We start from the raw sequence: 12,006 nt of genomic DNA on the forward strand, positions 1-12,006 counted from the left end.
CAGCCCAGATCAAATCACCGCGTCCAGCTCCTAGCCTGGACGCCGTCGAGGGGGAAGGATCCTTCGTGACCGAAACCACTGAGCTGTCTCCGGCTGTGGATACATCTTCTGCTGCCGAATCAACGGCAGCACCCGCCAAGAGCAGCGGCCTTGCAGGCCTTAAGCTCGCCCAGCTCCAGGCCCTCGCCAGCCAACTGGGCATTTCCGGCGGTTCCCGCATGCGCAAGGGTGATCTGGTCACGGCCATTTCCGCCCACCGTGCAGGCACTCCGGTAAGCAAGGCTCCGGCCCGCGCTGCCGAAAAGGCGAGCGACAACGGCACTGTTTCCCACGCAGCCGCCCCGGCAGCTGCGCCCGCAACTGCGCCCGCCGCCGATGAGGCCCCGGCCCAGGAAAGCCCCCGCGCACGCCGTGGCCGCAGCCGCCGTGCAGGCAGCGACGGCGTCGTCACGGCGCCCGTCGTTGAGGCACCCGCCGCCGCCCCGGCTGAAGCCCCCGCGGTTTCCACCGACTCCGGAGCCACTGCCGAATCCGGTTCTGCGGTTTCCGGGACCGAAGGCAGCGACCGCACGAGGCAGCCGCGCACCCGCAACCGCCGCCGCGGCGAAGCCGCAGCCCAGGCCACCGAGACCGGCCAGACCGCCGTCGAGGCCCAGGCCGAACAGCCCGCCGCCGAGCAGCGCACCGAACAGCGCGAACAGCGTGAACAGCGCACTGAACAGCGCGAACAGCGTGAACAGCGCGAGCCGGGCAGCGAAGACGGCCAGCGGCGCGACACCCGCACCCGTGGCGGCCGCGACGAGTCCGCCGGCACCCGCGACAACACCCGCGACAGCGATGATTCTGACGGCGGAAGCCGCCGGAACCGCCGCAACCGTCGTGACCGCAACGACCGCGGTGACCGCCAGGGCCAGCAGGACAACCGCGACAACTCCTCGCGCAACGACCGCTTCCGCGACCGCAACGACCGCCGCCGCGGGCGCCAGCAGGGACCCGACGTCGACGACGTCGAGGTCACCGAGGACGATGTCCTGCTGCCGGTCGCCGGTATCCTCGATGTGCTCGAGAACTACGCGTTCATCCGCACCTCCGGTTACCTGCCGGGCCCGAACGACGTCTACGTCTCGCTCGCCCAGGTCAAGAAGTACAACCTGCGCAAGGGCGATGCCTGCGTCGGCGCCATCCGTGCACCGCGTGAAGGCGAGGACCGCAGCCAGCAGTCCGCCCGCCAGAAGTTCAACGCCCTGGTCCGCGTCACCTCGGTGAACGGCAAGACGCCGGAAGAGCTCAAGGACCGCGTCGAGTTCGCGAAGCTCGTCCCGCTGTACCCCTCCGAGCGCCTGCGCCTCGAGACGGACCCGAAGAAGATCGGCCCGCGCGTCATCGACCTCGTGGCCCCGATCGGCAAGGGCCAGCGCGGTCTGATCGTTTCGCCGCCGAAGGCCGGCAAGACGCTCATCCTGCAGTCCATCGCCAACGCCATCACCACCAACAATCCTGAGGTCCACCTCATGATGGTGCTCGTTGACGAACGTCCCGAAGAAGTCACGGACATGCAGCGCACCGTCAAGGGCGAGGTCATTGCCTCCACCTTCGACCGTCCCGCCGACGACCACACCACCGTGGCCGAGCTTTCCATCGAGCGCGCCAAGCGCCTCGTGGAAATGGGCATGGACGTTGTGGTGCTCCTGGACTCCATGACCCGCCTGGGCCGTGCCTACAACCTGGCAGCACCGGCCTCCGGCCGAATCCTGTCCGGTGGTGTGGACTCCGCAGCGCTGTACCCGCCGAAGCGCTTCTTCGGTGCAGCCCGCAACATCGAAAACGGCGGCTCGCTGACCATCCTGGCCACCGCGCTCGTCGAGACCGGTTCCAAGATGGACGAGGTCATCTTCGAAGAGTTCAAGGGCACCGGCAACATGGAACTGCGCCTGTCCCGCCAGCTCGCGGACAAGCGCATCTTCCCGGCCGTGGACGTCAACGCGTCCGGTACCCGCCGTGAGGAAAACCTGCTTTCCCCCGAGGAAGTCAAGATCATGTGGAAGCTGCGCCGCGTCCTGTCCGGACTCGAAACGCAGCAGAGCCTTGAGCTGCTGACCAACAAGATCCGGGAGACCCAGAGCAACGTCGAGTTCCTCATGCAGGTGCAGAAGACGACGCTTGGTGCGAAGTCCGATAACGACAAGTAGCTGGCTTTCGCCGCTCAAAATATGCCGGCCCCGCCCCTCCGCCGGGTGGCTCACGATCTGCGATCGAGAGCCACCCGGCTACGGCAGGCCCGAAGCCACTCCCTGGCCGGCATATTTTGAGCGGCTTCTGGTTTAACTCACCACCACCTGGCCGGAGCAACGCGGGGTCACCTACGGCCCATCAGGGCCGTTGGAATGGGCGGTAAGTGACCCCGCGTTGCAGTAACTAGACTTGAGAGAGTCGAAAGAGGTTTGAAAATGTTTGAGTCCGTACAGGGCCTGTTGGATGAGCACGACTCGATCCAGGCCCAGCTGGGGGATCCTGCTTTCTACGCTGACCAGCGGCTGGCCCGGAAGCTGGGGCGGCGCTCTGCCCAGCTGAACGGCATTGTGGAGGCCTACCACCGCTGGGAAAGCATCCGCGATGACCTGGCCGCTGCCAAGGAAATGGCGGACGAGGACCCCGAGTTCGCGGCCGAGGTGCCCGAGCTGGAGGCCGCGCTGGAGACGGCGGCGGCCAAGCTGCGCCGGCTGCTGATCCCGCGCGACCCGGACGACTCCCGCAACGTGATCCTCGAGGTCAAGGGCGGCGAGGGCGGCGACGAGGCTGCCCTTTTCGCCGCGGACCTGCTGCGGATGTACAGCCGTTACGCGGAATCCCGCGGCTGGAAGACCGAGATCATCTCCGCCACCGAATCGGACCTCGGCGGGTACAAGGACGTCCAGATGGCCGTCAAGGGCAGCTCGGCCGATCCGGCTGAAGGCGTGTACGCCCGGCTCAAGTTCGAAGGCGGCGTGCACCGGGTCCAGCGTGTCCCCGTCACCGAATCCCAGGGCCGCATCCACACCTCGGCCGCCGGCGTGCTGGTGCTGCCTGAAGTGGACGAGCCCGAGGAACTCGAGATCAACCAGAACGATCTCAAGATCGACGTCTACCGCTCTTCGGGTCCCGGCGGGCAGTCGGTCAACACCACCGACTCCGCCGTGCGCATCACCCACCTTCCCACCGGAATCGTCGTCGCCATGCAGAACGAGAAGTCGCAGCTGCAGAACCGTGAGGCCGGCATGCGCGTGCTGCGGGCCCGCATCCTGGCGCACCAGCAGGAGCTGATCGACGCCGAAAACTCGGCGCAGCGCAAGTCGCAGATCCGCACCATGGACCGCTCCGAGCGCATCCGCACCTACAACTACCCGGAAAACCGGATCGCGGACCACCGCACCGGCTACAAGGCCTACAACCTGGACCAGGTCATGAACGGCGACCTCGAACCGGTGATCCAGTCGGCCATCGAACTGGACGAGCAGTCCCGGCTCGACGCCATCGGCGAATAGGCGCGGGCCACTGGTGATGACTGCAGGTGATGGTCCGAGCCTCGCGGCGGCGGTCAGCGAGGCGACGGCGGTCCTCAAGGCGGCCGGCGTGCCCAGCCCGCGCGTGGACGCCGAGCTCCTGGCCGGACACCTGCTCGGCGTCGGGCCCGGCCGGCTGCGCGCGCTGATGCTCGGCGACTCGCCGGCGCCGGAGGGCTACGCGGACCTCGTCGCCGAACGGGCGCAGCGGATCCCGCTGCAGCACATCACGGGCGTCGCGCACTTCCGCTACCTCGAACTCGCCGTCGGTCCCGGCGTGTTCATCCCGCGGCCGGAGACCGAATCCGTGGTGCAGCTGGTGCTGGACTGGCTCAAGGGCAGGGACGGCCTGGCGCACCCAAAGGTCGTGGACCTGGGCACCGGATCCGGTGCGATCGCAGGGTCGATCGCCCACGAGGTTCCCGGCGCGGAAGTCCACGCGGTCGAGTACAGCGAATTCGCACATGCCTGGGCCGCGAAAAACTTGGCTCCACTGGGTGTCCACCTCATCCGAGGCGACCTGCGCGACGCGCTGGGCGAACACAACGGCACGTTCGACGTCGTCGTCTCCAACCCGCCCTACATTCCCGCCGAAGCGATCCCGAACGAACCCGAAGTGGCGCTGCACGACCCGCCCGAGGCGCTTTACGGCGGGGGAGCGGACGGGATGGAACTTCCGACGGCGGCGGCAGCCTCGGCTGCCCGCCTGCTGGTCCCCGGCGGTTACTTCGTGATGGAGCACGCCGAGGTCCAGTCGGAATGGATCGCCGCGATGCTCAACCGCGCCGGGGTGTTCGCCGACGTAACAACGCACCGGGACCTCAACGGCAAGGACCGGGCCACCAGCGCCGTCCTGGCACCGTTGGAGCCGGAACCTGCGAAAAATCGTGTGACAAGTGATGAAAGAATGGGCCAGTGACGACTAGCTACGATTGCACGGCAGCCGAGGAGCGCGCTGCGGGACTTGAGCACGCGCAGCGGGCCATCCGGGAGAACAAGTGCGTGGTCTTTCCCACGGACACGGTCTACGGCATCGCCGCCGACGCCTTTTCACCGCTCGCCGTGACCCTGCTGCTCGCGTCCAAGGGCCGGAGCCGGAAGATGCCGCCGCCCGTGCTGATCCCCAGGCTGAACGCCCTCGATGGCCTGGCCACGGACGTTCCGGCCGAGGCGCGGCGGCTGGCCGAGGCATTCTGGCCCGGCGGCCTGACCCTGATCCTGCATGCCCAGCCTTCTTTGGACTGGGATCTCGGCGAGACCAAGGGCACGGTCGCCCTGCGGATCCCGGCCGACGAGATCGCCCAGGACCTGTTGACGCTCACCGGGCCCCTCGCGGTGTCCTCCGCGAACCGCACCGGGCACGCAGCGGCGCAGACCGCGGCGGACGCCGAGGCCCAGCTGGCGGAATCCGTGGAGGTTTACCTTGAGGGCGGGCCCCGGCCCGCCGACGGCGCCGAGGCCCTCGCCTCGACCATCGTCGACGCGACGTCGCTGCCCTTGCGCGTCGTCCGGCAGGGAGCCATCAGCCTTGAACGCCTGCGCGGCGTGGTGCCCGGCGTCCTGGACGTCGACGGCAACGCCCCCGATGCTGCGGAAGCCGTGGAGCCTGCTGTGGAGCCCGACGCTGCGCCGGGCGACGCTGCGCCGGAGCCCGGTTCCGCATGACGCTGGAGCGCCAGCGCGTCCCCTTCCTCGAGGTTGAAGCGACCCCCGTGACTGTGTCCGAGCTGACCGCGGTCCTCAGCACCTTCATGGCCGAGGGCCGGACCCGGATCGTGGTGGGGCACAACCTGCACAGCGTGACGCTGCTGCACTCCGATCCCGCCTTCCGCTCTTTCTACGAGCGCAGCGACGTGGTCCTGATCGACGGCGCACCGGTGCTCTGGCTCTGGGCGAAGACCGGCGAAGAGGACGACGGCCGGGAACCGGTGATGGACTACCGGCTGGGGTCGACGGACTGGATTCCCGCACTTGGCAATGTCGCGGGCTTGGAGCGCATAGCGGTCATCGGCGCAGGCGCCGTGGCCAACGCCGGCGCCGTGGCCAGGCTGCGGGAGATCGTCCCCGGCGCGCGGGTCGACGGTATGCCCGGCGAAGGCTGGAACAAGGACGTTGAGGAAGCCGCGGTCGAATGGCTGAACCGGCTGCGCCCGCAGCTTGTGCTGCTGGGCCTCGGGATGCCGCTGCAGGAACAGGTCCTGGCCCGCCGGCTTGCCGCACTTCCGCCGGCCGTGTACTGCGCCGTCGGCGGCGCCATCGAGCAGATTGCCGGTGTGCAGAAACTGGCGCCGCGCTGGATTGGCCGGCTCGGGCTCGAGTGGGCCTGGCGGCTCCTGCTCCACCCGCAGCGGGTGGCCTACCGGGTGTTCGGTGAGCCCTGGGTGCTGCTGGGCCTGCTGCTTCGCCGGCGCCTGCGCCGGCTGCCCTAGGCTGCCGGCGGCCGGCGGCGGTTAGAACTTCTGGTCCTCCAGCGGGCCGAAGCCCTTGCCGCGGAGCCCGGCGGAAAAGGCACGGAACCAGTCAGCGAGCCCGCGGAAGTCGCCGCTGCGCAGGAAGTAGCCGAGGTAGCCGCCCACATCCGCGATGAAGGACTTGACCCGGAAGTGGCGGCGGATCATGTACCCGCGGTTCCGGTAGTAGAAGTAGCGCTTGAACGCGGAATCCGGAACTATCACGTGCCACCGCGCACCGAAGACGTGCTTGGTCTCAGAGAAGGCATGCGGGTGCGTGATGGCGGCGGTGGTCACCGTGCCGAAGCGGATCCCGGCCTTCCTGAGCCTGAGCGTGAAATCCACTTCGTCGCCCCGGATGAAAAGGCGCATGTCCGGCAGGCCGACTTTGAAGAAGACATCGGAACGGATCAGGGCGCCGTTGAAGAAGTGCCCGTCGTCGGGCAGGAAGCCGACCTTTTCCACTTCCGCGCGCTCATGCGTGACCTTGCCGCCCAGTCGGAAGAAAAAGGACAGCTGGTCCGGGTGGCCGGGGGCCACCACGAGGGGCACGACGGCGTCCAGGTCACGGTCCTGCGCCTCACGGAGCAACGTGGCAAGGCAGCCGGGATCTGCCGGTTCGGCGTCGTCGTCCATCATCCAGATCCAGTCAGCCCCGCTGGCCACGGCCTTGAGGATGGCCAACGAGAATCCGCCGGCGCCGCCAAGGTTTGCCTCGGACCGGACATAGTCCACGTTGGCGTGCTTGCCGGCAACCTCCTTCGAGGGCACGGTGCCACTGTCGACAAGGCAAATGGACTGCACTGGAGCGGTCTGGTTGTTGATGGCGTCCATCAGGACCGCCAGCTCCCTGGGACGGTCAAACGTCACGGCAGCGACTGCAACCGAGGGGGTCATCGCGGGGTCCTTTCAGCACGACCGTCAGTGGTTTTCCCGCCGGCAGAGGGCCGTGTGACGCGAAGACAGGTGGCCGTTGGCATTAGTATCTTGACTAGAGTCCACTGTAATACAGCCCTGTCAGGCACTACGCACTGCCTGCCCTGCGCACGGCGACGGAGAAGTTTCATTTTTCGAAAGACAGTTCCACGGCAATTGAATCCACCCCATTTCCGCAGCTCACCGGCGTGTCCGGTGCTGCGGGACGTGCCGGCGTGTGGTGCCTGCGCTGACGGTACTGACGGTACTGCCTGTGTTGGGCTGGTGGCCGTCCAGTGATCATGTACCTGCTCATGATGCTGACGGCAGCGATCGTGACCTACACGGCCACATGGGGTGCCCGGCTCGCGGGCAACAAGCTGGAGCTGTATTCCCCGATCCGCAGCCGCGACATGCATTCCACCCCGATCTCCCGGCTCGGCGGCCTGGGCATCTTCGCCGGCGTCCTGGTTGCCCTGGTCACGGCCAGCAACTCGTTCTTCGTCAAGGACATCTTCCGGAACAACACGGCGCCATGGGGAATCCTGGCCGGGGCCGCCGTGATCGTCGTGGTCGGCGTGGCGGACGACCTGCTCGATCTACGGTGGTGGGTCAAGCTGATCGGCCAAAGCGCCGCGGCACTGGTCGTAGCCACCTGGGGAGTCCGGATGACGATCATCCCGTTCATCCCCGAGCCGATCGTGATTCAGAACGAGGCCGTGAGCATCGTGCTGACGGCCGGTCTGATCGTGACCACCATGAATGCGTTCAACTTCATCGATGGACTGGACGGCCTCGCCGCGGGCGTAGCGATCATCGGCGGGGCGGCGTTCTTCCTCACGGCCTACTGGGTCCACCGGACGGCCGTCCTGCTGGACCGCTCGGACCTCGCCACCCTGCTGACCGCCGTTGTGGTCGGCAGCTGCGTCGGTTTCCTGCCGCACAACTGGTTTCCCTCCAAAATCTTCATGGGCGATTCCGGGGCCATGCTGATTGGCCTGCTGATGGCCTCGGCCGGCGTCGTCTCGACCGGTCAGATCAGCTCCGGCCTCTACGACCGGGCCAACGGCATCCCCACGATCATCCCTATCCTGTTGCCGTTCGCGGTACTGTTCCTGCCGCTGCTGGATCTGTGCCTGGCGGTGGTGCGGCGGACAGCGCTGGGCCGGTCGCCGTGGTCGGCGGACCGCGGTCACCTGCACCACAAACTCCTGGACATCGGATACTCGCACCGCGGCGCCGTCGTGCTGATGTATCTGTGGACGTGCATCCTGGCCTTCGGCGGCCTCGCCTTTGCGATCTTCCCCTGGCACATAGTCCTCGCCGTCGATCTGGCCGCCGCGGCAATCATGGCCGTGGTGACAGCCTGGCCCTACCTCCGCCAGCGGGGTCCGCGACAGATGGCCCGCACCCCCGAATAGCCTGCCCGGCATTCCGGAGGAACCTGCTCCGGCGCGCTTTTCCGAATAATTTCTATCTAATGTAGAATTCAGGGGCGGTACTTCGCCGCCTGCCTTGACCAGCAATACGCCAGCGACGATTGGGATCTCATGACCTCCAACGCCGAACCGGAACCCGCTTCCGGCAACGGACCCGTTGGCGTCTCCGGCCCCACAAAATCCCTGTGGCTCAGGCTGCTGGCAATGAGTTCCGCCGCCTCCGCCGCAGCCCTGCTGCTGACCGGCATCGCCGCCTTCGTCTTCAACGGCGCCGTGGGGTTCTGGTCCGCGCTCTTCGGGGGCGCGCTGGTGATGGCCTTCTTTGCCATCAGCCTCGCGGTGGGCCACTTCGTCGGCCGCAGCAACCCCTCCGGAGCGATCGGACTGTTCGTCGCGACGTACTTCGTCAAAGTGGTCGGCTTCGCCGTGGTCCTCTTCTTCATCGGCGCTCCGGCCTGGCTGCACGGCCGCTGGTTCCTGATCGGCGCCGTCGTCACCGTCGTGTTCTGGCAGGCAGCCGAAATTTACGGTTTCAGCAAGGCCAGGCTCCAGATTTACAACGATCCCGAAACCCGAAAAGGCGGCACCGATGTTTAGCCGCAAAACCGGCCGCAAGCCGGTAACCGGACCACGTAGCGGACCAAAAAACCAGCCAGCCAAATCACCCAAAACTACGGCCGGTGCCCCCGGTGTATCGACCGACGGAAGCGACGGCGGATACAACGCCGGAATCGCCGTCTTCAGCTACATTGTTGGCGGAATCATCGTCTGGAGTTTGATAGGGTGGGGTCTGGATAATCTGTGGGGAACCCGCTGGATTGTGCTCGCAGGCGCTCTGCTTGGAGCTGCGGGAGGGTTCTATCTTTCTCATATGCACGGCCTCACCAGTAACAGAACTTCAGCTGATGACGGCACTGCTGCACGTGGCCCGTCCCAGGACGAGGAACAGTAATGCCAAATAATTTCACAGGGGGAGAGGCGGGCACCAATGTCGCCGGTCCCCGCCCAACGCCCAATGATGGACACTGCAGAGAGGAAACGCGTTGATCGCGCTTGCGCTCCCGGCCCAAGATTCAGGAACCTTCACGCCTCCTGGAATTGAAGAACTTCACCTGCCGGCTATCATCCCCTGGGGTGCTGCCGACGGATTTTCCAAGCAGATGCTGCTGGTCATCCTGTCGGTCGTCATTATCGGTACATTCTTTGTGATCGCTGCGCGGAAGCAGCAGCTCGTTCCCGGCAAGCTGCAGTTCGCAGGCGAGGCCGCCTATAGCTTCGTCCGCAACAGCATCGCCAAGGACATTATCGGCGGCCGGGACTTCATGAAGTATGTCCCGCTGCTGTTCACGCTCTTCTTCTTCATCCTCGTGAACAACATCTACGGGGCAATCCCGCTGATCCAGCTTCCGACCTTCTCGCACGTTGGCGGGGCCTACGTGCTCGCAGCGATCGTGTACGTCACCTGGATCGCCGTCGGCGTCCGGAAGAGCGGCCTGAAGTACTTCAAGCTGGCCACGGTCCCGTCCGGTGTGCCGTTCTACATTCTCCCGATCGTCGTCCCGATCGAGATCATCTCCAACTTCCTGGTCCGCCCGGTCACGCACAGCCTCCGTCTGTTCGCCACCATGCTGGCCGGCCACCTGATCATCATGATCTCCGGTGCTGGCATCGAATACCTCGTGATGCAGGAAAACGTCCTCCTCAAGGGCGCGTCCGTACTCGTCCTTGGCGGTGCGATCGCCATGTACATGCTCGAAGCGCTGATCATGGTGCTGCAGGCCTACGTCTTCACGCTGCTGACCGCCATCTACATCGAAGGCGCGCTGCACGCCGACAGCCACTAGGCGAATGACTTCAGGCGCAAACGCCAGAAGGCACAACCCCAGCCGGCACAACATAGTCTTCCCCTCACGGGGATGAAGCAACCCAAACAACCTGCCACATGGGTGGCATCTTGAAAGGAAGAAAAATGGAAGGCTCCATCAACGGCTCCCTCAACCTCATCGGCTACGGCCTCTCCGCCATCGGCGGTGGTATCGGTGTGGGTCTCGTGTTCGCCGCTTACATCAACGGTGTGGCACGTCAGCCGGAAGCCCAGCGCGTCCTGCAGCCGATCGCATTCCTCGGCCTCGCGCTGACTGAAGCCCTCGCCATCCTTGGCCTGGTCTTCGCGTTCGTTCTCAAGTAAACAGAACAACCGAACATCCAGAACCGAGTAGATAAGGACGGGTGAAATATGAATCAAGCGATCATCTCAGCCGCCACCGAAGGCGGTACTAACCCCCTCGTTCCCAATCCTTGGGAAATGCTTGTCGTCTTCGCCGGCTTTGCTCTCCTCATGTTCATCGTGGTCAAGTACGTTGTCCCGATGTTCGAGAAGACCTTCGCAGAGCGGGCCGAAGCCATCGAGGGCGGTATCGCCAAGGCCGAAAAGGCCCAGGCCGAGGCCTCCGCAGCACTCGAAGAGTACAAGGCACAGCTCACGGAAGCCCGCACCGAGGCCAACCGCATCCGCGAGGAAGCACGCGCCGAAGGTGCCCAGATCCTTGCAGAGCTGAAGGAGAAGGCGGCTGCCGAGTCTGCCCGCATCACCGCACAGGCCCACACGCAGATCGAGTCCGAGCGCCAGGCGGCCGTTGTGTCGCTCCGCGCGGAGGTCGGCACGCTGGCCACGACGCTGGCAAGCCGCATCGTCGGCGAGGCACTGAGCGACGATGCACGGTCGGCCCGAGTGGTGGACCGCTTCCTGGCAGATCTGGAGAACCAGAACGCGGGTGTAGCTAAGTAATGGCAGGTGTATCGAGCGAATCGCTGGCCGCTGCGCTGGCGGCACTGGAAGCCAAGCTTCCCACCGCGTCGCTGCAGTTGGCAAAGGAACTCTTCGGAATCCTGGGAACGGTCGACAGCTCGGCCGGCTTGCGCCGCGCCCTGACCGACCCGTCCCGCAGCGGTGACGAAAAGTCGGCGCTGGTCAAGCAGCTCTTCGGCGGGAAAGTATCTGCTGACGCTGTTGAAATCGCAGCCGGACTGGCCAGCTCCCGCTGGGCATCGGCACGGGATATCGGCGATGCACTCGAGACTCTTGCCGCTTCGGTGGTCATCGCTGTTGCCGAGAACAAGTCGGCCGTCTCTGCCTCCGGGCTCACCGGATTGGAAGAGCTGGAGAACGATCTGTTCTCCTTCAACCACGCCGTTGAGTCCAGCCACGAGGTCCAGCGTGCTCTGTCCGAGCCGCAGGCCAGCCCGGCCGCCAAGGTGGCCCTCGCCGACAAGCTCGTACCCGGTGCGAGTGCGGAAGCGAAAGTCCTGATCGGACAGGCCGTCACGGCTCCGCGCGGGCTTAAGGTCACCAGGCTGGTTCGCCGTTTCGCCGAGCTTGCCGCCAAGCGCCAGCAGCGCTGGATTGCAACGGTCGACGTCACCCGTCCGCTGACGGAGACGCAGATCAGCCGCCTGCAGGCGGGGCTGAACACCCTTTACGGGCGCGAGCTCAAGATCAACATGAACGTTGACCCGGCACTGATCGGTGGCATCCGGATCCAGGTAGGTGACGAAGTGGTTGACGCTTCGGTCGCCGGCCGCCTGGGCCAGCTCCAGCGTCAGCTTGCCGGCTAGCCGGACAAGCACAACCTAACGACAAGAAACCCCGGTCATCGTGAGCAA

13 protein-coding genes are annotated in these 12,006 nt (G+C 65.8%); 12 read left to right on the plus strand and 1 reads right to left on the minus strand.

Going from position 1 to position 12,006, the window contains the following annotated elements; genetic code table 11:
- Positions 1-65: 65 nt before the first annotated feature.
- The 5 genes from rho (at position 66) to C566_RS0117745 (ending at position 5,968) form a co-directional block, all read left to right on the plus strand.
- Positions 66-2,189, plus strand: coding sequence for a transcription termination factor Rho (gene rho / locus C566_RS0117725; RefSeq protein WP_018775697.1), 2,124 nt, complete (start codon positions 66-68; stop codon positions 2,187-2,189).
- Positions 2,190-2,447: 258 nt separating this feature from the next.
- Positions 2,448-3,521 (plus strand): peptide chain release factor 1, encoded by a 1,074-nt coding sequence (prfA, locus tag C566_RS0117730; RefSeq protein WP_018775698.1) that lies wholly within the window; start codon positions 2,448-2,450, stop codon positions 3,519-3,521.
- A gap of 16 nt (positions 3,522-3,537) precedes the next feature.
- Positions 3,538-4,458, plus strand: coding sequence for a peptide chain release factor N(5)-glutamine methyltransferase (gene prmC / locus C566_RS0117735; protein WP_018775699.1), 921 nt, complete (start codon positions 3,538-3,540; stop codon positions 4,456-4,458).
- Complete coding sequence (locus tag C566_RS0117740; protein ID WP_018775700.1) at positions 4,455-5,204, plus strand: L-threonylcarbamoyladenylate synthase; 750 nt, start codon at positions 4,455-4,457, stop codon at positions 5,202-5,204. Before prmC ends, C566_RS0117740 begins: the two co-directional genes overlap by 4 nt.
- On the plus strand, positions 5,201-5,968 hold the full coding sequence (locus C566_RS0117745) for a WecB/TagA/CpsF family glycosyltransferase (RefSeq protein WP_018775701.1): 768 nt from the start codon (positions 5,201-5,203) through the stop codon (positions 5,966-5,968). Before C566_RS0117740 ends, C566_RS0117745 begins: the two co-directional genes overlap by 4 nt.
- 21 nt (positions 5,969-5,989) lie before the next feature.
- Here C566_RS0117745 and C566_RS0117750 read toward each other — a convergent pair whose 3' ends face one another.
- Positions 5,990-6,886 (minus strand): glycosyltransferase, encoded by an 897-nt coding sequence (locus C566_RS0117750; RefSeq protein ID WP_018775702.1) that lies wholly within the window; start codon positions 6,884-6,886, stop codon positions 5,990-5,992.
- A gap of 314 nt (positions 6,887-7,200) precedes the next feature.
- Here C566_RS0117750 and C566_RS0117755 point away from each other — a divergent pair, with 314 nt between their 5' ends.
- The 7 genes from C566_RS0117755 to C566_RS0117780 all read left to right on the plus strand — a co-directional run bounded on the left by C566_RS0117755 (position 7,201) and on the right by C566_RS0117780 (position 11,958).
- Entirely contained in the window at positions 7,201-8,325 is a 1,125-nt protein-coding gene (locus tag C566_RS0117755; RefSeq protein WP_018775703.1) for an MraY family glycosyltransferase, read from the plus strand.
- Positions 8,326-8,454: 129 nt separating this feature from the next.
- Entirely contained in the window at positions 8,455-8,940 is a 486-nt protein-coding gene (locus C566_RS0117760; protein ID WP_018775704.1) for a hypothetical protein, read from the plus strand.
- Entirely contained in the window at positions 8,933-9,295 is a 363-nt protein-coding gene (locus C566_RS22500) for a hypothetical protein (protein WP_081627372.1), read from the plus strand. The genes C566_RS0117760 and C566_RS22500 overlap by 8 nt, the downstream gene beginning before the upstream one ends.
- Before the next feature lie 91 nt (positions 9,296-9,386).
- The gene (gene atpB / locus C566_RS0117765; RefSeq protein ID WP_018775705.1) at positions 9,387-10,187 is read left to right on the plus strand and encodes a F0F1 ATP synthase subunit A; all 801 of its coding nucleotides are present in this window, start codon (positions 9,387-9,389) and stop codon (positions 10,185-10,187) included.
- 125 nt (positions 10,188-10,312) lie between these two features.
- On the plus strand, positions 10,313-10,531 hold the full coding sequence (gene atpE / locus C566_RS0117770) for an ATP synthase F0 subunit C (RefSeq protein ID WP_003804776.1): 219 nt from the start codon (positions 10,313-10,315) through the stop codon (positions 10,529-10,531).
- 48 nt (positions 10,532-10,579) lie between these two features.
- Positions 10,580-11,131, plus strand: coding sequence for a F0F1 ATP synthase subunit B (locus tag C566_RS0117775; RefSeq protein ID WP_018775706.1), 552 nt, complete (start codon positions 10,580-10,582; stop codon positions 11,129-11,131).
- Entirely contained in the window at positions 11,131-11,958 is an 828-nt protein-coding gene (locus tag C566_RS0117780; RefSeq protein WP_018775707.1) for a F0F1 ATP synthase subunit delta, read from the plus strand. The genes C566_RS0117775 and C566_RS0117780 overlap by 1 nt, the downstream gene beginning before the upstream one ends.
- The last annotated feature ends 48 nt before the right edge of the window (positions 11,959-12,006 follow it).

This window comes from Arthrobacter sp. 131MFCol6.1, from assembly GCF_000374925.1.
In the GTDB taxonomy this organism is placed as follows: domain Bacteria; phylum Actinomycetota; class Actinomycetes; order Actinomycetales; family Micrococcaceae; genus Arthrobacter.